At 73.1% G+C, this 21,046-nt stretch carries 19 protein-coding genes; 11 read left to right on the top strand and 8 right to left on the bottom strand.

All coding sequences use genetic code 11. The annotated features are described in order from the left end of the window. Nucleotides 1-182: 182 nt before the first annotated feature. Nucleotides 183-662, bottom strand: a complete 480-nt coding sequence (locus ABZ719_RS20920; protein WP_366726676.1) for a GNAT family N-acetyltransferase — start codon at nucleotides 660-662, stop codon at nucleotides 183-185. A gap of 90 nt (nucleotides 663-752) precedes the next feature. Between ABZ719_RS20920 and ABZ719_RS20915 the strand changes: the two genes are divergently transcribed. Further along, the gene (locus ABZ719_RS20915; RefSeq protein WP_366726675.1) at nucleotides 753-1,556 is read left to right on the top strand and encodes an exodeoxyribonuclease III; all 804 of its coding nucleotides are present in this window, start codon (nucleotides 753-755) and stop codon (nucleotides 1,554-1,556) included. Between the two features lie 19 nt (nucleotides 1,557-1,575). On the opposite strand, the gene ABZ719_RS20910 is transcribed toward ABZ719_RS20915, so the two are convergent. Then, a complete protein-coding gene (locus ABZ719_RS20910) occupies nucleotides 1,576-2,196 on the bottom strand; it encodes a MerR family transcriptional regulator (RefSeq protein ID WP_366726685.1) in 621 nt (206 codons plus the stop codon). Nucleotides 2,197-2,386: 190 nt separating this feature from the next. On the opposite strand from ABZ719_RS20910, the gene ABZ719_RS20905 reads away from it, so the two are divergent. The 4 genes from ABZ719_RS20905 (at nucleotide 2,387) to ABZ719_RS20890 (ending at nucleotide 6,100) form a co-directional block, all read left to right on the top strand. Beyond that, on the top strand, nucleotides 2,387-3,949 hold the full coding sequence (locus tag ABZ719_RS20905) for an NAD(P)/FAD-dependent oxidoreductase (RefSeq protein WP_366726674.1): 1,563 nt from the start codon (nucleotides 2,387-2,389) through the stop codon (nucleotides 3,947-3,949). Continuing rightward, entirely contained in the window at nucleotides 3,946-4,911 is a 966-nt protein-coding gene (locus tag ABZ719_RS20900) for an alpha/beta hydrolase (protein WP_366726673.1), read from the top strand. The genes ABZ719_RS20905 and ABZ719_RS20900 overlap by 4 nt, the downstream gene beginning before the upstream one ends. After that, on the top strand, nucleotides 4,908-5,801 hold the full coding sequence (locus tag ABZ719_RS20895; protein WP_366726672.1) for an SDR family oxidoreductase: 894 nt from the start codon (nucleotides 4,908-4,910) through the stop codon (nucleotides 5,799-5,801). The genes ABZ719_RS20900 and ABZ719_RS20895 overlap by 4 nt, the downstream gene beginning before the upstream one ends. Before the next feature lie 92 nt (nucleotides 5,802-5,893). Next, a complete protein-coding gene (locus ABZ719_RS20890) occupies nucleotides 5,894-6,100 on the top strand; it encodes a hypothetical protein (RefSeq protein WP_366726671.1) in 207 nt (68 codons plus the stop codon). 91 nt (nucleotides 6,101-6,191) lie between these two features. Here ABZ719_RS20890 and ABZ719_RS20885 read toward each other — a convergent pair whose 3' ends face one another. Continuing rightward, nucleotides 6,192-9,725: a S41 family peptidase gene (locus tag ABZ719_RS20885; protein ID WP_366726670.1), complete on the bottom strand. Its 3,534-nt coding sequence runs from the start codon at nucleotides 9,723-9,725 to the stop codon at nucleotides 6,192-6,194. A 203-nt stretch (nucleotides 9,726-9,928) separates the two neighbouring features. Between ABZ719_RS20885 and ABZ719_RS20880 the strand changes: the two genes are divergently transcribed. The 5 genes from ABZ719_RS20880 to ABZ719_RS20860 all read left to right on the top strand — a co-directional run bounded on the left by ABZ719_RS20880 (nucleotide 9,929) and on the right by ABZ719_RS20860 (nucleotide 14,861). Further along, a complete protein-coding gene (locus tag ABZ719_RS20880) occupies nucleotides 9,929-10,573 on the top strand; it encodes a TetR/AcrR family transcriptional regulator (protein WP_366726669.1) in 645 nt (214 codons plus the stop codon). A gap of 136 nt (nucleotides 10,574-10,709) precedes the next feature. Then, a complete protein-coding gene (locus ABZ719_RS20875; protein WP_366726668.1) occupies nucleotides 10,710-12,926 on the top strand; it encodes an MMPL family transporter in 2,217 nt (738 codons plus the stop codon). 153 nt (nucleotides 12,927-13,079) lie between these two features. After that, nucleotides 13,080-13,637 (top strand): YbaK/EbsC family protein, encoded by a 558-nt coding sequence (locus ABZ719_RS20870; RefSeq protein WP_366726667.1) that lies wholly within the window; start codon nucleotides 13,080-13,082, stop codon nucleotides 13,635-13,637. Beyond that, complete coding sequence (locus ABZ719_RS20865; protein ID WP_366726666.1) at nucleotides 13,634-14,479, top strand: DMT family transporter; 846 nt, start codon at nucleotides 13,634-13,636, stop codon at nucleotides 14,477-14,479. Before ABZ719_RS20870 ends, ABZ719_RS20865 begins: the two co-directional genes overlap by 4 nt. Before the next feature lie 106 nt (nucleotides 14,480-14,585). Continuing rightward, nucleotides 14,586-14,861 carry a DUF1876 domain-containing protein gene (locus tag ABZ719_RS20860; protein ID WP_037852975.1) on the top strand — a complete coding sequence of 92 codons (276 nt, stop codon included), beginning with the start codon at nucleotides 14,586-14,588 and terminating at the stop codon, nucleotides 14,859-14,861. 47 nt (nucleotides 14,862-14,908) lie between these two features. On the opposite strand, the gene ABZ719_RS20855 is transcribed toward ABZ719_RS20860, so the two are convergent. The 4 genes from ABZ719_RS20855 to ABZ719_RS20840 form a co-directional block, all read right to left on the bottom strand. Beyond that, nucleotides 14,909-16,126 carry a serine hydrolase domain-containing protein gene (locus tag ABZ719_RS20855; protein WP_366726665.1) on the bottom strand — a complete coding sequence of 406 codons (1,218 nt, stop codon included), beginning with the start codon at nucleotides 16,124-16,126 and terminating at the stop codon, nucleotides 14,909-14,911. A gap of 68 nt (nucleotides 16,127-16,194) precedes the next feature. Then, nucleotides 16,195-16,980 (bottom strand): ABC transporter ATP-binding protein, encoded by a 786-nt coding sequence (locus ABZ719_RS20850; protein ID WP_366726664.1) that lies wholly within the window; start codon nucleotides 16,978-16,980, stop codon nucleotides 16,195-16,197. A 1-nt stretch (nucleotide 16,981) separates the two neighbouring features. Next, nucleotides 16,982-17,743 carry a cobalt ECF transporter T component CbiQ gene (gene cbiQ, locus ABZ719_RS20845; RefSeq protein ID WP_037852733.1) on the bottom strand — a complete coding sequence of 254 codons (762 nt, stop codon included), beginning with the start codon at nucleotides 17,741-17,743 and terminating at the stop codon, nucleotides 16,982-16,984. A gap of 1 nt (nucleotide 17,744) precedes the next feature. After that, entirely contained in the window at nucleotides 17,745-18,800 is a 1,056-nt protein-coding gene (locus ABZ719_RS20840) for an energy-coupling factor ABC transporter permease (RefSeq protein ID WP_366726663.1), read from the bottom strand. A 170-nt stretch (nucleotides 18,801-18,970) separates the two neighbouring features. On the opposite strand from ABZ719_RS20840, the gene ABZ719_RS20835 reads away from it, so the two are divergent. Next, on the top strand, nucleotides 18,971-19,327 hold the full coding sequence (locus tag ABZ719_RS20835; protein WP_366726662.1) for an SsgA family sporulation/cell division regulator: 357 nt from the start codon (nucleotides 18,971-18,973) through the stop codon (nucleotides 19,325-19,327). Nucleotides 19,328-19,348: 21 nt separating this feature from the next. On the opposite strand, the gene ABZ719_RS20830 is transcribed toward ABZ719_RS20835, so the two are convergent. Further along, nucleotides 19,349-21,013 carry a penicillin-binding transpeptidase domain-containing protein gene (locus ABZ719_RS20830; RefSeq protein WP_366726661.1) on the bottom strand — a complete coding sequence of 555 codons (1,665 nt, stop codon included), beginning with the start codon at nucleotides 21,011-21,013 and terminating at the stop codon, nucleotides 19,349-19,351. Between the last annotated feature and the right edge of the window lie 33 nt (nucleotides 21,014-21,046).

The raw sequence follows: 21,046 nt of genomic DNA, 5'->3' as shown, positions 1-21,046 counted from the left end.
CGATCAGACGGTCACCGTCGGATTGGGATCTCGTCGTTTCCGGGGCTGGTCCCGCAGTAGATGAGCCGCTGATCCGTTGCTCCGGCGGCCCGAAGGTCCGGAGAAACCGGAGATCCGGAGATCCCTCCAGGGCGTGGCGGGAGGGAAGCGGCGCGGCTCCCTCCCGCCGGGGTGCCCCGCCGTCACCGCAGGGGCTTGGCGTAGCACAGGCTCGACTGGTACTCCCGGTAGTAGCCGAACTTGGCGCACGGCTCGTAGCCGCTGGAGGTGTACAGGGCGATGGCCTCCGGCTGCTGGTCGCCGGTCTCCAGGACCATGCGGACGCGGCCGGCGGCGCGGGCGTCGTCCTCCAGGGCGGCGAGGACGCGGCGGGCCAGGCCCCGGCCGCGCATCGGTTCGATGACGAACATCCGCTTCAGTTCGGCGTCGCCGTCCTCGTTGCCCTCCTCGTTCTTGTCCTGGCTGCGCCAGCCGCCCGTGGCGACGGGGGTGCCGTCCTCGTCGTAGGCGATGAGGTACACCCCGTTCGGCGGCCGGAAGTCGGCCGGGTCGAGGTGGGTGGCGTCGCCGCCGTCGCCGTAGCGCGCGTGGTACTCGGCCTGGACCTCGTCGTTGAGCTTGACGGCGTCGGGGTGGTCGAAGGCAACCGGACGAATAAGCATGTTATGTACCGTATGTCAATGCAGTGTGGACGGGGAGGCTGGACCGGGTCTCTTGCGGGACCCCGTCCAGTGTGCAGGTAGGGTGCGCGAGTGCTCACTGTGACCTCCGTCAACGTCAACGGACTGCGTGCCGCCGCCAGGAAGGGCTTCGTCGAGTGGCTCGCCGGGACCGGCGCCGACGTGCTGTGCCTCCAGGAGGTGCGCGCCGAGCCGCAGCAGCTGCCCGAGCACGTGCGCACGCCGGACGGCTGGCACACCGTGCACGCGCCCGCCGCCGCCAAGGGCCGCGCCGGTGTCTCCCTCTACACCCGCCGGGAGCCGGACCGGGTCCGCGTCGGCTTCGGGTCGGCGGAGTTCGACGGCAGCGGACGGTACGTCGAGGCGGACCTGCCGGGCGTGACGGTCGCCTCCCTCTACCTGCCCTCCGGCGAGGCCGGCACCGAGCGGCAGGACGAGAAGCTCCGCTTCATGGGCGAGTTCCACGCCTATCTGAAGGAGCTGCGCGAGCGCGCCGCCGCCGACGGGCGCGAGGTCCTGGTCTGCGGCGACTGGAACATCGCCCACCGGCAGGCCGACCTGAAGAACTGGCGCGCGAACCAGAAGAACTCCGGCTTCCTGCCCGAGGAGCGGGAGTGGCTGAGCCGGGTCCTGGACGCGGCGGACGGCGGGTACGCCGACGTCGTGCGCGCCCTGCATCCGGACACCGAGGGGCCGTACAGCTGGTGGTCCTACCGGGGGCGGGCCTTCGACAACGACTCGGGCTGGCGCATCGACTACCACGTGGCCACGCCCGGGCTCGCGGGCCGGGCCGTCAAGGGTTTCGTGGAGCGCGCGGCCACACACGCCGAGCGCTGGTCGGACCACGCGCCCGTGACGGTCGTCTACGACCTCTGAGTGGTCCGGCCGGCCGGGCCTACGGCTCCTTGCGCAGCCGCCGGTCCAGCGCCATCGACAGCTCCGCGTCCACCACGCTCTTGGCCAGCGGGCGCAGCCGCTGGAGGTCCTCCTCGGAGGCGTGGCGGGTGATCAGGTCGGTGAACAGGGCGGCCAGCGCCTCGGCGTGCCGGCGGACGCGGTGGCCGGCGTCCAGCACCTCGGCGAGCGGGATGCCCTCGCGGACCAGTGCTGCGGAGACGTCCAGCAGCCGGCGGCTGATGTGGACGATCTCGTCGCCGTCGGTGCCGAGGTAGCCCAGCTCCATGGCGGCGGCCAGGTTCTCGGCGGTGACCTCGCCCGCGAAGTGGTCGGCGAGTTCCTCCGGGGTGAGGCGGACCGGGATCTCCTCGGTGGGGGCGCCCAGGCCCAGCAGGTCGCCCACGTCACGGCCGTGGTCGAAGGCCTCGGCGAGTTCGGCGATGCCGCTGAGCGTGTGGCCGCGTTCGAGGAGGGCCGAGATGGTGCGCAGGCGGGACAGGTGGTGGTCGTTGTACCAGGCGATCCGGCCCTCGCGGCGGGGCGGCGGTATCAGCCTGCGCTCGCGGTAGAAGCGCAGCGTGCGCACGGTGATGCCGGCCAGCCGGGCCAGTTCCTCCATGCGGTACTCGCGCGGGCCGCCGCCCTGTCCGTCCTGCCGTCCAGCGTCTTCTGCCACACCGGAAGCCTATGTTGTACCGCCGGTAACTTTCGTCGGCGTACCCCTACCGATCGGTACGTCTCTCCTCTACCCTCCCGATTGTGCCAGTGTTCACTGGCGGAATTGCTGGCGAGTCATGGAGGGGCGCTCAATGGCCGAGCACGAGTACGAGCACGTGCGGGTGGCGGTGATCGGGTCCGGGTTCGGCGGACTGGGCGCCGCGGTGCGACTGCGCCGGGAGGGGATCACCGACTTCGTCGTGCTGGAGCGCGCCGACAGCGTCGGCGGCACCTGGCGGGACAACAGCTACCCCGGGTGCGCCTGCGACGTGCCCTCCCACCTCTACTCCTTCTCCTTCGCCCCGAACCCCCTGTGGCCGCGCACCTTCTCCGGCCAGCGGCACATCCGCGCCTACCTGGAGCACGTCACCGACACCTTCGGCCTGCGCCCGCACCTGCGCTTCGGCTCCGAGGTCCAGAAGGCGGCCTGGAACACCGAGCGGCTGTGCTGGGACATCGAGACCAGCAGCGGGAACCTCTCCGCCGACGTCGTGGTCTCCGCGACCGGCCCGCTGTCCGACCCCAAGATCCCCGACATCCCGGGCCTGGACGGCTTCCCCGGCAAGGTCTTCCACTCCGCCCGCTGGGACCACGACTACGACCTGACGGGCAAGCGGGTCGCCATGATCGGAACCGGCGCCTCGGCCATCCAGATCGTGCCCGCCATCCAGCCCGAGGTGGCCCGCCTCACCCTCTTCCAGCGCACCCCGCCCTGGGTGATGCCCCGCGTCGACCGCGCCATCAGCGGCCTGGAGCGCTCCGTGCACCGGGCGGTGCCGGTCACCACCCGGCTGCGCCGCGGACTGCTGTGGGGCATCCGCGAACTCCAGGTGCAGGCCTTCACCAAACGGCCCGACGAACTCGGCTTCGTCGAGCAGATCGCCAAGCGCAACATGGCCCGCTCCATCAAGGACCCGGCGCTGCGCGCCCGGCTCACCCCCGACTACCGCATCGGCTGCAAGCGGATCCTGCTGTCCAGCACGTACTACCCGGCGCTCGCGCAGGACAACGTGGACGTGGTGGCCGGCGGCCTCAGCGAGATCCGCGGCTCCACCCTGGTCGCCGCCGACGGCACCGAGGCCGAGGCCGACGCGATCATCTTCGGCACCGGCTTCCACGTCACGGACATGCCGATCGCCGAGCGCGTCGTCGGGGCGGACGGCCGCACCCTCGCCGAGACCTGGAAGGACGGCATGGCCGCGCTGCGCGGCGCCACCGCCGCCGGCTTCCCGAACTGGATGACGATCATCGGCCCCAACACCGGCCTCGGCAACTCCTCGATGATCCTCATGATCGAGTCCCAGCTGAACTACATGGCCGACTACCTGCGCCAGCTCGACGTCCTGGGGGGCCGCCCAGGCCCTCGAGGCACCGGGGGAGGCAGGGTCGCCCTGGACGCCCGGCAGAGCGCCGTGGACGCCTGGAACCGCACGGTGCAGGAGCGCATGAAGCGCACCGTGTGGAACACCGGCGGCTGCACGAGCTGGTACCTGGACGCCCACGGGCGCAACACCACCGTCTGGCCGGGCACGACCACCGAGTTCCGGCGTGCCACGCGGCGCGTGGACCTCGCGGAGTACGAGGTCGTCCGGCGGCCCCGGCCGGCGGCCGCCCCCGCGGCTGCCGCACCCCGGCCCGCGGAGGTGGACGCGTGAGCCGTCCCACGCGCGCCCCCTTCGATCCGTACGCCCCGCCCGCCCCCGACCGCGAACTCACCGTCGTCTCCGCCGACGGCGCCCGGCTGCACGTCGAGGTGCACGGGCCCGAGGGCGCCCCCGCGGTCGTCCTCGCTCACGGCTGGACCTGCTCCACCGCCTTCTGGGCCGCCCAGATCCGCGAACTCGCCACCGCTCACCGGGTCGTCACCTACGACCAGCGCGGCCACGGCCGCAGCCCGGCGAGCCCGGTGTGCACCACGCGGGCGCTCGCCGACGATCTGGAGGCCGTGCTCGCCGCCACCCTCGCACCCGGTGAGAAGGCCGTGGTCGCGGGCCACTCCATGGGCGGGATGACGGTCATGGCGGCGGCCGGCCGGCCCGGGTTCCGGGAGCACGCCGCCGCCGTCGTGCTGTGCAGCACCGGCAGTTCACGGCTGGTCGAGGAGGCGACCGTCGTCCCGATCCGGCCGGGCCGGCTGCGCACCCGGCTGACCCGGGGAATCCTCGGCTCCCGGGCCCCGCTCGGTCCCGTCACGCCGCTCGCCCTGCGGATCCTCAAGTACGGGACGCTCGGGCCCGGTTCGGCGGCCCACGTGACCGAGGCGTGCGCGCGGATCGTGCACGCCTGCCCGGCCCGGGTGCGCCACGCCTGGTCGCGGATCTTCGACGGGCTCGATCTCGGCGACGGCGTACGGCGGTTGAGGGTGCCGGCCGCGGTCGTCGTGGGCACGGCCGACCGGCTGACGCCACCGGTGCACGCGCGGGCGCTGGCCGCCGCGCTGCCGCGGTGCGCGGGCCTGACCGAACTGCCCGGCATCGGGCACATGACCCCCATGGAAGCGCCCGGGCAGGTCACCGCGACGATCCGGGACCTCGTGGACAGGCACCTGCGCGCACGCGGGCACGACGGCGACAACGACAACGACAACGAGGCCGCACGGATCGGAGAGGGCGCATGAGCAAGGTCAGCCTGGAGGGACAGGTCGCGGTCGTCACGGGCGCCGCGCGGGGCGTCGGTGAACTGCTCGCCCGCAAACTGTCCGCGCGCGGCGCGAAGGTGGCGCTCGTCGGACTGGAACCGGACGCGCTCAAGCAGGTCGCGGAGCGGCTGCACGGCGAGAGCGCCCACTGGTACGCCGATGTCACCGACCACGAGGCGATGGCCCGGGTCGCGGCCGAGGTGAGGGAACGGTTCGGCCGGGTCGACATCGTGGTCGCCAACGCCGGTGTGGCGACCGGCGGTCCGTTCGCCGACTCCGACCCGGAGTCCTGGCGCCGCGTGATCGAGGTCAACCTCGTCGGATCGGCGGTCACCGGGCGGGCGTTCCTGCCCGCGCTGACCGAGAGCCGGGGGTATCTGCTCCAGATCGCCTCGCTCGCCGCGATCACCCCGGCGCCGATGATGACGGCGTACTGCGCCTCCAAGTCCGGTGTGGAGGCGTACGCGCACAGTCTGCGCGCCGAAGTCGGCCACCGGGGTGTGCGCGTGGGCGTGGCCTACCTGTCGTGGACCGACACCGACATGGTGCGCGGCGCCGACCAGGACGACGTCATGCGGGAGTTGAGGCAGCGGCTGCCGTGGCCGTCGAACAAGACGTATCCGCTGGGTCCGGCCGTGGACCGGATCGTGGACGGCATCGAGCGGCGCTCCAGCCATGTGTACGGGCAGTGGTGGCTGCGCGGGATGCAGGGGGTGCGCGGGTACCTGCCCGGGGTCATCGGGACCGTGGGGCAGCGGGAGATGCGGCGGTTCGCGGACCGGCTGACGGGCATGCGGACGGGGCTGGTCGGGGCGGGCGGAGCGGCCGACGAACAGCACCGGTCGACCTCGGTCACAACCCGTCACTGATCGACATGCACAGGGTCACCGCCCGTGTGAATCTGGTCGAGGCCGATCCCCTCACCCACTTGGGGATCCCCCTCACACGGGAGTGAAACAGCATGGGTATGAAGGACAAGTTCCAGGAGCAGTCCGAGCAGCGCAAGCAGCAGGGCAAGGAGCGCATGCAGGAGGGCCGCGAGAAGGCCGGCCAGCGTGCGGGCCAGCAGCGTGAGCAGGGCCGCCAGGGCGGTGAGCGTGGGCGTCAGGGCATCGAGGACGCGCACGACGAGATGGAGGACCGTCTCAACGAGGACTACGACCGGTAGCCGACGGGCCACCGGAAGCCGTTGCTGAGACGTGGGGTGCCCTGTGTGCCGGGGCACCCCATGCCGGCGACCGGACCGCCCGGGGGGTACGTCAGCCGGGGCGCGGGGGCAGCTTCGGGCGGGCCAGGTCGGGGACGCCGTCGTAGTCGGGCGGGGTCGCGGCCGGGTGGGAGTCCAGGAGCCGCAGGGCCAGTTCGATGGCGTCGTCCATCCCGACGTGCCGGCCCTCGGCCCAGTCCAGGGGGGTGCGCAGGGCCTCGACGTCGGGAGTGACGCCGTGGTTCTCCACGGACCAGCCGTAGGCGTCGAACCAGGCCGCGTTCATCGGCACCGTGATGACCGTGCCGTCGCCGAGGCGGTGCCTGCCGGTCATGCCGACCACGCCGCCCCAGGTGCGCTGGCCCACCACCGGCCCGAGCCCGAGCAGTTTGAAGGCGGCGGTGATCATGTCGCCGTCGGAGGAGGTCGCCTCGTCGGCGAGGGCCACGATGGGGCCCCGCGGCGCGTTGGAGGTGTACGACACCGGCTCGGCGTCCCGCGTCAGGTCCCAGCCCAGGATGGTCCGGGTCAGCTTCTCGATGACCAGTTCGCTGATGTTGCCGCCCGCGTTGCCGCGCACGTCGACGATGAGCGCGGGCCGGGACATCTCCATGCGCACGTCCCGGTTGAACTGCGCCCAGCCGGAGCCGCCCAGGTCCGGGATGTGCAGGTAGCCGCACTTGCCGTTGCTCAACTCGCGGGTGACGGCGCGGCGTTTGGCCACCCAGTCCTGGTAGCGCAGCGGCCGGTCGTCGATCAGCGGGACGAGCGCGACCCGCCGCGCGGGGCCCGTGCCCTGGGCGGGCGCGAAGGTCAGCTCCACGGTCGTGCCGCCGGACCCGGCCAGCAGCGGGTAGGGACCGGTCACCGGGTCGACCGGGCGGCCGTCCACATGGGTCAGCACGGAGCCCTCGCGGATGCCGGTGCCGGCCAGCGGCGAGCGGGCGCGCGAGTCGGAGGAGTCGCCGGGCAGGATCCGCCGGAGCACCCAGCCGGCGTCGCGGCGCACCAGGTCGGCGCCGAGCAGCCCCTGCCAGCGCTGGTAGTGCGCGGGGCCCTCGTTGCGGCGGGCGGCGGCGACGTAGGCGTGGGAGGTGCCCAGTTCGCCGAGGACCTCGCGCAGCAGGTCGGCGAACTCGTCGGGCGAGGCGACCCGTTCGACCAGGGGGCGGTACTGGGCGAGGACACCGTCCCAGTCGATGCCGCACATCCGCGGCTCCCAGAAGTAGGCGCGGATCAGCCGCCCCGCCTCCTCGTACGCCTGGCGCCACTCCGCGCCCGGGTCGACGACGTGCATGATCCGGCGTACGTCGATCCAGGTGGTGGTGTCGCTGTCGCCCAGCTCGGTGGAGGGGACGGCGCGCAGGTCGCCCTCGTCGACGACGACGAGCCGGGTGCCGTCGCCGCTGACCGCGAACCAGTCGAGGTGGCCGACGAGTTCGGACTTCTTCGCCTTGCTGATGGTGAAGTACTCCAGGGTGGGCCGGCCCGTCATGTCGTCCGGGTTGGCGAACGTCTCCCCGAGCGCGCCGGAGATCGGCCAGCGCAGCCAGACCAGGCCGCCGCCGGCGACCGGGGCGAGCGCCGAGTACTTGGAGGCGATGACCGGGAACGGCGTGACCCGGTTCTCCAGGCCCGCCACCTCCACGGTGACGGCGCCGGGCTCGCCGCCCTCCTCGTCCTCCACGGGGTCCAGGCCGCCCGCGGCCGGCCGGCCCTCGGGGTTGAGCGCGAAGGGGGAGGGGGTCGCGGAGGAGAGCGGGACCAGATAGGGCTTGCAGCCCAGCGGGAAGGACAGGTCGCCGGTGTGCACGTCGTACACCGGGTCGAAGCCGCGCCAGGACAGGAAGGCCAGGTAGCGGCCGTCGCGGGTGAAGACCGGGTTCTCGTCCTCGAAACGGCCGTTGGTGACGTCGACGACCAGCCGGTCCTTGATCCGGGCCATCTTGATCTGCCGCAGCGTCCGGCCGATCCCGGGATGGGACCAGGTCAGCCAGGCGCCGTCCGGCGAGAAGGCCAGGTCGCGCACGGGTCCGTTGGCGGACCGCACGAGTTCGGTGACCGGCCCGGCCACGACGGCGGGACCGTCGGCGCCCGCGGGCGCCCCCGCCCTGCCGGTCCCCGGGGTTCCGGCATCGGGGTCCGGGGTTCCGGCCGTTGGCGTCCCGCCGTCCGCCGGCCGGGCCGTTGGCGTCCCGGCTTCTGGCGTCCCGGCATCGGGGATCCCGGCCGTCGGGGCCCCGGCCTCCGCCGGTCCGCCCTCCGTGGTTCCGCCCTCCCGGGTGGTTTCTCCCGGAGTTTCCCCGGGGGCCGGTTCGGTCTGCTCCGCCGTCGTCGCGGGCGCCTCCTCGGATCCGTCCTCCTCCCGGACGTCGAGCAGCAGCAGCCGGCCGTCGTGCGAGGCCAGGGCGAGCCGTTCGCCGTCGGGGTCGGAGACCATCTCCAGCACCCGGCCCAGTGCACCGGAGGCGAGCCGGCGCGGCGGGCGGGCGCCGGAGGCGCGGGGCAGGTGCGCGATCTCGACGGCGTCGGCGCCGTCGGCGTCGGTGACGTAGGCGATCCGGCCGCTCTCACCGAGCATCTCCGGGAGGCGCACGCGGACCCCGGGGGTGTCGGTGAGGGTGCGCGCGGGGCCGTCACGGTGGGTGAGCCAGTACAGCGAGCCGCGGACGACGACCGCGCTGGCCCGTCCGGTCTCGTCGACCGAGAGGCCGTCCAGGTTCTGGGCGGCGGGCACCGGGTAGCGGCGGCGGCCCGCGCGGGGCCCGCTGAGCCGGACGTCGAGCCGGCGCGGGACAGAGTCCGGGGACAGGTCGTCCACCATCCACAGGTCGCCCGCGCACTGGTACACCACCCGGGCGCCGTCACTGGAGGCGTGGCGGGCGTAGAAGGCGTCGTGATCGGTGTGCCGGCGCAGGCCGGAGCCGTCGTACGCGCAGGAGTACAGGTTGCCCACGCCCTCGTGGTCGGACAGGAAGGCGATGCGGTCGCCGACGAACATGGGGCAGGCCAGGTGGCCGCCGATGTCGGGGAGCAGCCGCTGCCCGTGCAGCCAGAGCCGGCCCGTGGCACCGCCCCGGTAGCGCTTCCAGGAGGCGGGTTCGTGCGGCGGGGTGCCGGTCAGCAGCAGGCTCCTGCGTTCGCCGTCGATCTCACGGGCCTGGAGGTCGGAGACCGGCCCCCAGGGCAGTTTGCGGCCCGGGGAGCCGTCGGTGGCGACCTTGTAGGCCCAGGTGAAGTAGGAGAACGGTTCGCCGTGCGAGGTGACGGCGAGGATCTCGCTGTGTCCGTCCTCCTCCGGCGGCGTCCAGCCGCACACCTGCGTGTCGGAGCTGCCCCAGTACGTCAGCTGGCGGCCCGGTCCGCCGTCCACCGGGACGAGGTGGATCTCCGGCGCGAGGCTGCGCCAGCTGGTGCAGGCGATGTGGCGGCCGTCGGGGGAGAAGCGCGGATGGCCGGTCTTGGTGCGGTCCACCGTGAGCCGCCAGGCCCGGCCCGCTCCGTCGAGCGGTGCCAGCCAGAGGTCGTCCTCGGCCACGAAGCACAGCAGATCGCCGCTGAGGTGCGGCAGGCGCAGATAGCTCACCTCCTCAATGCTTCGCCCGGGAACCTGCCGCAGCAACCGGAGCACCCGACAGCTCCGGACAGAAGAAGGCCCTTATGCGGACCCGACAGGAGTGACCGAGCGCACGTACGAAACCGTTTCGTTTCGATGAGGGGGTGCGCTACATTCGTGTCGTACGAGAACGACAGCGGGAGCGCGGTCCTGCGGATCGGGAGGCGGACGGGATGACCGAGGCGGCCGAGGGCGCGGCGGCAGCCGCTCCGCCGGAACCGGTGCCCGCACCGGGGCGCCGCAGCCGGATCTCGCCCGAACGCGAGGCCGAGCTGTACGCGGCCGTGCTCGAGCTGCTCCGCGAGGTCGGTTACGACGCCCTCACCATGGACGCCGTGGCCGCCCGCACCCGTTCCAGCAAGGCCACGCTCTACCGCCAGTGGGGCGGCAAGGCCGAACTGGTCGTCCGGGCCGTCCGGCACGGCAAGCCCGGGAAACTGGAGGACACCGACACCGGATCGCTCCGCGGCGACCTGCACGAACTGATGAGCCGCGAGGACGACTGCACCATGGAGCGGAACTCCGCGCTGATGCGCGGCCTGGCCATGGCGGTGCACTCCAACCCCGACCTCAGAGAGGCCTTCCGGGAACAGCTCGTCGAACCGGAGATGGCCGCGTTCCGCAAGCTGGTGCAGCGCGCCGTCGACCGGGGCGAGATCCGCCCGGACTGCCCGGCGCTCGACTTCGTCGTGCACATGCTGGCCGGCGGCTTCGTCGTCCGGGCACTGATCGAGAACCAGCCGCCGACCCAGGCCTTCCTGCGTTCGTACATCGACGCCGTGGTGCTCCCCGCCCTCGGCGCGCCCACCACCTCCTGACACCCCTTCCCCGCGCCCGCCTCCCCGGCGGGCCCGCCGTCCCCAGCAAGCCCACCCTCTGACGTCACCGCTCACGTCGTCGGGCTGATGACCCCTGCCCTGATCCACCCCACGACCTGACCGGGAGTACGCCCACGTGGCCACGTTCCTGTACAAACTAGGACGCCTCGCCTTCAGGCGACGGCACTTCGTCGCGCTGATATGGGTGGCGCTGCTGACCCTCGCCGGTGTCGGCGCCGCCTCCGCGCCCCCCGCGGGCAACACCTCCTTCTCCATTCCGGGCACCGAGGCCCAGAAGGCCTTCGACCTGCTGGAACAGCGCTTCCCCGGCGCGAGCGCCGACGGGGCGACCGCGCGGGTGGTCTTCAAGGCACCCGGCGGGCAGAAGATGACGCAGGCCGGGAACAAGGCGACCGTCGAGAAGACCGTCAAGGAGCTGTCCGACGGCTCCGAGGTCGCCTCCGTCGCCGACCCCTACACCGGCCACGCCGTCAGCAAGGACGGCACCGTCGCCTACACCTCGGTGAAGTACAAGGTCTCCGGCATGGAGCTGGAGGACTCCTCGCGCACCGCCCTGGAGGACGCGGCGCAGCACGCGCGGGACGCCGGGCTGACCGTGGAGATCGGCGGTGACGCGCTCAACGCCGCTCCCGAGACCGGTGCCACCGAGGTCATCGGCATCGCCATCGCCGCCGTCGTCCTCGTCATCACCTTCGGCTCGCTGCTGGCCGCCGGTCTGCCGCTGCTGACCGCGATCATCGGCGTCGGCATCGGTGTCTCCACCGTGACCGCGCTCGCCAGCGCCCTCGACCTGGGCACCACCACCTCCACCCTGGCCTCGATGATCGGCCTCGCCGTCGGCATCGACTACGCGCTGTTCATCGTCTCCCGCTACCGGGGCGAACTGGCCGAGGGCCACTCCCGTGAGGAGGCGGCGGGCCGGGCCACCGGCACCGCGGGCTCCGCGGTGGTCTTCGCCGGACTCACCGTCGTGATCGCCCTGGTCGGCCTGTCCGTCGTCAACATCCCGATGCTGACGAAGATGGGCATCGCCGCGGCCGGCACGGTCGTCATCGCCGTCCTCATCGCGCTGACCATGATCCCCGCGCTGCTCGGCTACGCCGGCCGCAGGGTGAAGCCGGCCGGGGAGAAGAGCAGGCTGCTGGGCGGCGGACGGCCCGCGAAGAAGCCGGCCCGGGCGAACATGGGCACCCGCTGGGCGAGCTTCGTGGTCCGCCGTCCCGTCGCCGTGCTGCTGCTCGGCGTGGTCGGCCTCGGCGCCGCCGCCGTACCGGCCGCCTCCCTCGAACTGGGCCTCCCGGACGACGGCTCCCAGCCCGTCTCCACCACCCAGCGCCGCGCCTACGATCTCCTCTCGGAGGGCTTCGGCCCCGGCTTCAACGGCCCGCTGATGGTCGTCGTCGACGCCAAGGGCAGCCATGACGCGAAGGCCGCCTTCACCGAGGTGACCGACGAGATCAAGGGCCTCAAGGACGTCGTGACGGTCACCCCGGCCCAGCCCAACAAGGCCGGTGACACCGCGACCATCACCGTCGTCCCGAACTCCAAGCCGTCCTCCACCACCACCGAGGACCTGGTGCACGCCATCCGCGACGCGGGCAGCGGCATCAAGGACAAGACGGACGCCGAGGTGCTGGTCACCGGCTCCACGGCGATGAACATCGACGTCTCGCAGAAGCTGAACGACGCCCTGTTCCCCTACCTGGCGCTGGTCGTCGGCCTGGCCTTCCTGCTGCTGATCGTGGTGTTCCGCTCGGTCCTGGTGCCGCTGAAGGCGGCGCTCGGCTTCCTGCTGTCGGTGATGGCGGCGCTCGGCGCGGTCGTCGCGGTCTTCCAGTGGGGCTGGCTGTCCGGCCTGATGGGCGTGGAGGAGACCGGCCCGGTCATGTCGATGATGCCGATCTTCATGGTGGGTGTCGTCTTCGGCCTCGCGATGGACTACGAGGTGTTCCTGGTGACCCGGATGCGCGAGGCGTACGTCCACGGCGAGAAGCCGAGCCAGGCCGTCGTCACCGGCTTCCGGCACGGCGCACGGGTCGTCACCGCCGCCGCGGTCATCATGATCGCCGTCTTCTCCGGGTTCATCGGCTCCAGCGAGTCGATGATCAAGATGATCGGTTTCGGGCTGGCGATCGCGGTGTTCTTCGACGCGTTCATCGTGCGCATGGCCATCGTGCCGGCCGTCCTCGCCCTGCTGGGCCGCAGGGCCTGGTGGCTGCCGAGGTGGCTGGACCGCGCCCTGCCCAACGTCGACGTGGAGGGCGAGGGCCTGCGCGCCCACGACTCCCGGCGCACGGACCCGGACGAGGACCGGGAACCGGCCCTGGCCTGACCGGGCGGCTCCCGGCCGGGAGCGGGCCGCCGGCCGGTGAGGGTTCCGTGGGGACGGGCACCCTCACCGGCCTTCCGGTCCAGGTCACCAGGACGGCCGGGAGCGGCGGAAATCCCGGTGAGCGGGCGCGGGCCATGTCGTAGCGTGCTCGTCATGACGACGACAGCCGGCACCGACGGCGCCGGGCAGCCGGCCGCCCACCCCCGCTTCGCCGAGGCCCTGCGGCAACTGGGGCTCGGCGAGCTGGTGGCCGGGATCCGCCGGTTCCCCGACGCCACCCGGACCGCCGCCGAGGCGGCCGCCGCCGTCGGCTGCGAACTGAGCCAGATCTGCAAGTCGCTGATCTTCGAGGTCTGGGGGTCCCCCCTCCTCGGACCCGGCCGGGAACCGGGAGCGGGCGCCCCCGTGCTCGTGCTGGTGGACGGGGCCTCCAGGGTCGACGTGGAGCGGGTCCGGCGGGAACTGGGCGCGGACAAGGTCACCCGGGCGAAGGCCGACGTCGTACGGGAGACCACCGGGTACGCCATCGGCGGGGTCCCGCCTTTCGGGCACCGCACGCGGACCCGGGTCCTGGCCGACCGTTCGCTGCTGGAGCACGACGTCGTCTGGGCCGCCGCCGGCACCCCGCACACCGTCTTCCCGATGGAGCCCGGGGTGCTCGTTGCGCGGGCCGGGGCCGTCCTCGTGGACGTGCGCGAGCGCCCGTCGTGACCCCGCTGGTCACCGCGGCCGTCCTGCTGGCCGCCGTCACCCACGCCTGCTGGAACGCGCTCGCGCACCGCATCCCCGACAAGCTCGTCGGCTTCACCCTGATCAGTGGCGGCGGGCTCCTCATCGGCGCCGCGCTCGCGCCGTTCACCGCCGTACCGGCGGCGGCCGCCTGGCCGTACCTCGGCGCGTCGGCGGCCCTGCACATCGTCTACTACGCGCTGCTGATGACGTCCTTCCGGCTCGGTGACTTCGGGCAGGCCTACCCCATCGCGCGGGGCACGGCACCGCTGGTCGTCACGGTCCTGGCCGCCGTCTTCGCCCACGAGGTGCCCGACCTGTGGGCCGGCGCGGGCATCGCGCTGTCCTGCGCGGGCCTGACCGGCGTCGCGCTGTGGGGGCTGCGCGGGCGCCGCCCGGACTGGACGGCGGTCGGCGCCGCGCTGGCGACCGGCCTGTCCATCGCCGCGTACACGGTCGTCGACGGCCTGGGCGTACGGGCCGGCGGGTCCTCCCTCGGCTACATCGCCTGGCTCATGATGATCCAGGGCATGGTGATCCCGGCGTACGCCCTCACCCGCCGGCGCCGCCGGACCGCCGCCCTGCTGCGCCCCCACGCCGTCCTCGGCCTGCTCGGCGCCGCCCTGTCCGTCACGGCGTACGGCCTGGTCCTTTGGGCGCAGACCCGTGCCGACCTGGCACCGGTCTCGGCGCTGCGCGAGTCCTCCATCCTGGTCGGCGCGGCCATCGGCGCCGTCTTCTTCAAGGAGCGCTTCGGCGCGCCGCGGATCGCCGCGGCCGGTCTGCTGGTCGTCGGCATCGGCCTGATGCTGCACGCCGGTTAGGCCCTGACGACAGGGCCTGGTGGGCCCCTGCCCCCGCGGTGACTGGTGCTGCACGCCGGTCGGGAAGGGAGCACCCTGGAAAGAGGTGTTCGTGGAGGTGATGGTCATGATGAAGACGGCCGTGGGATGGCACGTGGAGCTGGAGTTCGAGGAGGACGGACAGCACACGCGGGCGGTGGCGATGGTCCGTCTGCCCGACGGCAGCGAGGTCCGGGCGCACGGCCGGGCCAGCCGGCACCGCACCGACTCCGACCAGCCGCGCGTGGGCGAGGAGATCGCCGGCGCCCGCGCCCTCAACGAGCTCGCCATGGAACTGCTCACCAAGGCGCACGAGGAGATCGACAGCGCGTCGGGCCGTACGTCCTCGCCCATCCACGTCTGAGCGCAGGCCGGGCGCCAGGGTCCGCAGGGCGGCCGGGCGCGGGGCGGTCAGGCCGGGCGCGCCGTCGCCGTCCGCACCGCCCGTACCAGCGCCTGGGCCCGCGGATCCGCCGTCACGCTCGTACGGAAGCCGTTGGTGACGTAACCGAAGGCGATGCCCGTGTCCGGGTCGGCGAAGCCGAGGGCGCCGCCGCGTCCCGGGTGGCCGAAGGAGCCGGGCCCGAGCAGCGGGGAAGCGCTGCCGTGCAGCATGTACCCGAGGCCGAACCGGGTGCCCACGACCAGCACCCGGTCGGGGCCCGCCGACCGTTCGGCGCGGGCCAGTTCGGTCGTCTCCGGTGCGAACAGGCGCCTGCCGCCGTCCACCTCGCCGATCAGCGCCGCGTAGAAGCGGGCCAGGCCGTCGGCGGTGGCGATGCCGTTGGAGGCGGGCAGGAGCGCCGCCCGGAAGGCCTCGCCGTTCTCGTCGGGCAGCGGGGTGATCGCCGCGAAGGCGCGGCGGGTCAGCGACCCGGGATCGGCGTACGCCTCGGCCACCGCCGGCTTGGGCCGCAGCCGCGGTCCGCCCGCGGACTCGGGAGCCGCGACCGGTCCGACCCGGCCCACGCGTCCGGCCTCGTGCCCGGGCAGCCCGACCCACAGCCGCGCACCCGCCGGTGCGGCGATCTCGCGCGCTATCCACGCGCCGATCGTTTCGCCCGTCACCCGCCGCACCAGTTCGCCGGTCAGCCAGCTGTACGTCTGCGCGTGGTAGCCGTGGTCCGTGCCCGGCTCCCACACCGGCGCCTGGGCCGCCACCGCACGGGCACCGAGCGCCGGGTCGGCGGCCTCGGCGGGCGTGAGCGGGCGGTCCAGGACCGGTACGCCCGCCCGGTGCGCGAGCAGGTGCCACACCAGCGTGTGCTCCTTGCCCGCCGCCTTGAACTCGGGCCAGTACGCCCCGACCGGCGCGTCCAGGTCCAGCTCCCCGCGCTGGTGCAGCAGCAGGAGCACGGCCGCGGCGATGCCCTTGGTGGCGGAGCGCACGACCTGCGCGGTGCCCTGCTCCCAGGGCGCGGGGGGCTGCGCCGCACCGGGCGCGGCGTCGACGTCCCGGGTCCCGGCCCACAGGTCGACGACCTTGTGCCCGTCCCGGTACACCGCGAGGGCCGCGCCCCGCTCGCCGCGTGCGGTGAAGTTCTCGGCGAAGGCCCGCCTGACCGGCTCGAAGCCCTGGGCCACCGCGCCGCTCACGTCCACGCCCACGTCCGCACTCCCGTCACTCATCACTCGTATCCGCCGACCGCCTGCGACAGTGAGTGCAACACGGGCGCTGCGCCTGCGATTCCTCGGGGTCAGGCGTCCGTCGTCACCGAGCGCGGGTCGAACCCGAACGGGAGCTCCAGGCGGTGGGCGCGCATCAGCGCCTCGTCGCACAGCAGGGTGCCGGTCGCGTCGTCCGCCGCGATCACCCCGTCGCTGAGGACCAGCGCGCGCGGGCACAGTTCGAGGGCGTACGGCAGGTCGTGCGTGACCATGAGGACGGTGACGTCCAGCGAGCGCAGCACGTCGGCCAGTTCCCGGCGGGAGGCCGGGTCGAGGTTGGAGGACGGCTCGTCCAGCACCAGGATCTCCGGCTCCATGGCGAGCACCGTCGCCACGGCGACCCGGCGGCGCTGGCCGAAGGAGAGGTGGTGCGGGGGGCGGTCGGCGAAGCCGGCCATGCCGACCCGTTCCAGGGCCGTGCGCACCCGCTGCTCCAGCGCGGGTCCCTTCAGCCCGGCCGCCGCCGGACCGAACGCCACGTCCTCGCGCACGGTCGGCATGAACAGCTGGTCGTCCGGGTCCTGGAAGACGATGCCGACCTTCTGCCGGATCTCGGCCATGTGCTTCTTGCCGACGGGCAGCCCGGCCACCTTCACCGAGCCGGCGCCGCCGCCCAGGATGCCGTTGAGGTGCAGCACGAGGGTCGTCTTGCCGGCGCCGTTCGGGCCGAGCAGTGCCACCCGCTCCCCGCGCGCGATCGAGAAGTCCACGCCGAACAGGGCCTGGTGCCCGTCGGGGTAGGCGAAGGCGAGGCCGGAGACCTCGAGGGAGGGGACGGCCGGGGAAGCCGGGGAAGTCACAGTCACGGCGTCCATCTCACACCATCCATCCCAGCAGGCAGACGACGAGCGCCGCGGCGGGCAGGGCCAGCGCGGACGACCACTGGGCCCGCGAGGCGGTCACCTCGTCGATGACCGGCATGGAGCCGGTGTAGCCGCGGCTCACCATGGCCAGGTGGACGCGCTCGCCGCGCTCGTAGGAGCGGATGAACAGGGCACCCGCGGACTTGGCGAGCACGCCCCAGTGCCGCACGCCGCGCGCCTCGAAGCCGCGGGAGGCCCGGGCGATGCGCATGCGCCGCATCTCGTCGGTGATCACGTCGCCGTAGCGGATCATGAAGGAGGCGATCTGCACCAGCAGCGGCGGGAGCTTGAGGCGTTGCAGGCCCAGCAGCAGTTCCCGCAGCTCCGTCGTGCTCGCCAGCAGTACGGACGCGGCGACGCCGAGGGTGCCCTTGGCGAGCACGTTCCAGGCGCCCCACAGGCCGTTCACGCTCAGCGAGAGCCCGAGCACGTGCACCCGCTCGCCCTCGGCCACGAACGGCATCAGCACCGCGAAGGCGACGAACGGGACCTCGATCAGCAGCCGGCCGAGCAGGAAACCGGCGGGCACGCGGGCCACGGCGGCGGTGGCGCCGAGCAGCACGGCGTACAGGGCGAACGCCCACAGGGCCTCGCGCGGGGTCGACACCACGACGACCACGAACGCGAAGGCGGCGGCGAGCTTGGTGTGCGGCGGCAGCGCGTGCACCGGCGAGTTCCCGGGCCGGTAGAGCCGGTGGGCGTGTCCGGCGCCCATGTCAGGCCGCGGCCCGGGAGGAGGTCTCGGCGTCCGCCGTACGGCGCCTGCGGACGACCCAGAAGACGCCGCTGCCGACGGCGACGGTGACGCCGACGCCGATCACGCCCGCGAGGCCGCCGGACAGCCGGGCGTCGGAGACGTCCTTGACGCCGTAGTCGGCGAGCGGGGAGTCCGCGGAGGCGTGCGGCTCCTCCTTCTTGTCGATGCCCTTGTCGTGGGCGACCTTCTCCAGGCCGTCGGGGCTGGCGGAGGCGTAGAAGCTGACGAACCCGGCGAGGACCAGGGAGGTGACCAGGCCGGTGATCCACAGCTTGCGGTGGGACAGTGCGGCGGCCGTGGGGGCGGGGACGGGTGCGGCGGCCGGGGCGTCGACCAGTTCGCCGTTCACCCGCAGCTTCAGGCGCTGCTCCAGGCCGCGTGCCCCGTACACCAGGTCCGGGCGTACGGCGATGACGGCGCCGACGGTGAGCGCGGTGATCGCGGCCTCGCCGATGCCGATGAGGACGTGCACGCCGATCATGGCGGTGGCGACCTTGCCGATCGCCACGTCGGTGGTGCCGCCCACGGCGTAGATCAGGGTGAAGGCGACGGCGGCGGCCGGGACCGAGACCAGCGCGGCCACGAAGGAGGCCACGGTGACGGTGCGGCGCCGGCGCGGCAGCGCCTTCACCAGGCCGCGGAAGACGGCGTACGCCACGACCGTGGTGACGATCGCCATGTCGGTGATGTTGACGCCGAGCGCGGTCAGGCCGCCGTCGGCGAAGAGGATGCCCTGCATGAGCAGGACGACCGAGACGCACAGGACCCCTGTGAAGGGCCCCACGAGTATCGCCGCGAGCGCTCCGCCGAGCAGGTGGCCGCTGGTGCCGGCCGCGACCGGGAAGTTGAGCATCTGCACCGCGAAGATGAACGCGGCGACCAGGCCCGCCAGCGGCGCGGTCCGCTCGTCGAGTTCCCGGCGGGCGCCCCGCAGGCTGACCGCGACGGCACCGGCGGCGATCACCCCCGTGACGGCGGAGGTGGGGGCGTTGATGAATCCGTCAGGCACATGCACCGTTCGATGATAGTGGCCTGTTGCGAACCTCTTGCAAGAGCGAGGCGCTGTGCATCTGCGGTGAGGGGCGGCGCATCGGTTGAAAAGGAATAAATCGACATTTATGGGACATTGGTAAGGAAACCGAAAAGTGCCTCCTGGTGAGGTCACTGAGTGTGAGGGGCCGTCCGATGACTGTAGTCGAACAGTACGCGCGAGCCCGTATCGTCACCGAGGACGACGAGTCCGAGGACCACTGTGCGGTCCCGGTCGTCCTGCGCTACGACCCGCGGGACGACCCGCGCGCGGTCCGGATCGCGCTGCCCGGCGCGCGCGAGTGGACGTTTCCCCGGTCACTGCTCGAACAGGGGCTGCGCGCGCCGACGGGCACCGGTGAGGTGCGGGTGTGGCCGTGCGGCCGCGTGCAGGCCGTGGTCGAGTTCCACTCGGCGCGCGGCGTCTCGGTGGTGCAGTTCGAGACGAAGACGCTGCTCAGGTTCCTGCGGCGGACCTACAGCGCGGTGGCGACGGAGATGGTCCACCGGTAGGGTCCGCGGCCGACGTGGCGGTCAGCCGCCCTTCTTCAGCAGGGCCGCCACGATCGGGCCCGCGGTGTCGCCGCCGTGGCCGCCCGCCTGCACGACGCCCGCCGCCGCGAGATCACCCCGGTAGGCGGTGAACCAGCCGTTCGGCTTCTTCTGCCCGTCGACCTCGGCGGAGCCCGTCTTCGCGCCGTAGTCCGGGCCGAGCCCGGCCATGGCCTGGGCGGCGGTGCCCGAGGAGGCCGTGTAGGCCATCAGCTCCCGCAGCTGGGCCAGCGTGGACGCGGACAGCGTGCGCGAGGCCGTGGCCCGCTTGCGGTGGTCGGTGTCCGGGGAGACCAGGTACGGCTGGCGGAAGGTGCCCGAGCGGACCGTCGCGGCCACCGACGCCATGTTCAGCGGGTTCATCCGGACCCCGCCCTGGCCGATGAGCGAGGCCGCCTTCTGGGCGGCCGACTGCACCGGCACCGCGCCGTCGAAGGACGGCACACCGATCGCCCAGTCGTCCCGCGCCAGCCCGAACACGTCCTGGGCCTGCCGGGTCAGGTCGTCGTCCTTCAGCTTGCCCGCCTGGCTGATGAAGGCGGTGTTGCAGGAGCGGGCGAAGCTCGCCTTGAACGTGCCGCCCTTGATCTCGAAGTCGTCGTCGTTGTGGAACTTCCAGCCGCCGTAGGTGAACGTCTTGGGGCACGGGTGTTCCTTGTCCGCGGACGCCAGCCCCTTGTCGATCAGCAGCGAGGCGGTGATGACCTTCATCGTGGAGCCGGGTGCCAGGGAGCCCTGCAGCGCGGTGTCGAAGCCGTGCCCGCTGTTGGCCACGGCGAGGATCTCCCCGGTGGAGGGGCGCACCACCACGACGGAGGCACGGTCGCGCCGGGACACCTCCCGCTCGGCGGCCGACTGGAGCGAGGGGCTCAGCGTCGTGCGCACCGTGCCCGGGGTGCCCTCGCTCAGTTCGGCGAGGGTCTTGTCCGAGAGCCCGGCCTTCTTCGACGCCTTGCCGCGCACCACCCGCAGCTCGACGCCCGCCCTGCCGCCCGCCGTCCTGCCGTACTTCTCGCGCAGCCCGTCCAGGACCGAGCCCAGCGACGGGTAGGCCGCGGTGGTGATCGCGCCGCCGTCCCGGTCGAGCGCCTTGACCGGCGGGATGCCCGACTCGCCGGTGACCAGCGTGTCGCCGTCCTTCAGGTCGGGGTGGACGACCGCCGCGTGCCAGTCGACGACCGGGGCGCCGTCGGCCGCGCGGCGCACGACGGTCAGCGCGCTGTCGTACCTCAGCGGCTTGCTCACGCCCTTGTACGCGACCGTCGCCTTCACGGAGAAGGGGACCCTGCCGCCGCTCGGGGCGCCCTGGGTGAGCGTGACGTTCTCCAGGTGGGCGTCCTTGGTGTAGCCGGCCAGCAGCGCGCCGGCCGCCGCGGCGTCGCTGGTGGCGGCCGCGGCCTGGGACGGCCTGCCCTGCTGCCACGCCGTCAGGAACCGGCCCGCGGTGGTCTGCGTCTCCAGGGCCGTCACCGGACCGGTCTTCACCTTCTTGTGCGCGCCGGCCGCGGTGCGGCCCTCGGCCTCGGCGCCGCCGCCGGACAGCGTGTAGGCGCCGACCGCGACACCGCCCACGACCACGGCGATCACTCCGCCGACCACGGCGGGACCCGTCCTCCGCCGCTCGGCGACGCGCCTTCTCTTGCCCACTGCCGTCCGTCCTTTGCGATCCCGGGCCCCGGG

The sequence above is a fragment of the Streptomyces sp. NPDC006743 genome (assembly GCF_040703815.1).
In the GTDB taxonomy this organism is placed as follows: Bacteria; Actinomycetota; Actinomycetes; order Streptomycetales; family Streptomycetaceae; genus Streptomyces.
This window is presented reverse-complemented; position numbering and strand designations above follow the sequence as displayed.

What these genes read in the sequence shown, in the direction of transcription:
- ABZ719_RS20920 (WP_366726676.1), bottom strand. Translation starts at nt 662, where the DNA reads ATGCTTATTCGTCCGGTTGCCTTCGACCACCCCGACGCCGTCAAGCTC.
- ABZ719_RS20910 (WP_366726685.1), bottom strand. Translation starts at nt 2,196, where the DNA reads ATGGAGGAACTGGCCCGGCTGGCCGGCATCACCGTGCGCACGCTGCGC.
- ABZ719_RS20905 (WP_366726674.1), top strand. Translation starts at nt 2,387, where the DNA reads ATGGCCGAGCACGAGTACGAGCACGTGCGGGTGGCGGTGATCGGGTCC.
- ABZ719_RS20895 (WP_366726672.1), top strand. Translation starts at nt 4,908, where the DNA reads ATGAGCAAGGTCAGCCTGGAGGGACAGGTCGCGGTCGTCACGGGCGCC.
- ABZ719_RS20890 (WP_366726671.1), top strand. Translation starts at nt 5,894, where the DNA reads ATGGGTATGAAGGACAAGTTCCAGGAGCAGTCCGAGCAGCGCAAGCAG.
- ABZ719_RS20880 (WP_366726669.1), top strand. Translation starts at nt 9,929, where the DNA reads ATGACCGAGGCGGCCGAGGGCGCGGCGGCAGCCGCTCCGCCGGAACCG.
- ABZ719_RS20870 (WP_366726667.1), top strand. Translation starts at nt 13,080, where the DNA reads ATGACGACGACAGCCGGCACCGACGGCGCCGGGCAGCCGGCCGCCCAC.
- ABZ719_RS20860 (WP_037852975.1), top strand. Translation starts at nt 14,586, where the DNA reads ATGATGAAGACGGCCGTGGGATGGCACGTGGAGCTGGAGTTCGAGGAG.
- ABZ719_RS20855 (WP_366726665.1), bottom strand. Translation starts at nt 16,126, where the DNA reads ATGAGTGACGGGAGTGCGGACGTGGGCGTGGACGTGAGCGGCGCGGTG.
- ABZ719_RS20850 (WP_366726664.1), bottom strand. Translation starts at nt 16,980, where the DNA reads ATGGACGCCGTGACTGTGACTTCCCCGGCTTCCCCGGCCGTCCCCTCC.
- cbiQ (WP_037852733.1), bottom strand. Translation starts at nt 17,743, where the DNA reads ATGGGCGCCGGACACGCCCACCGGCTCTACCGGCCCGGGAACTCGCCG.
- ABZ719_RS20835 (WP_366726662.1), top strand. Translation starts at nt 18,971, where the DNA reads ATGACTGTAGTCGAACAGTACGCGCGAGCCCGTATCGTCACCGAGGAC.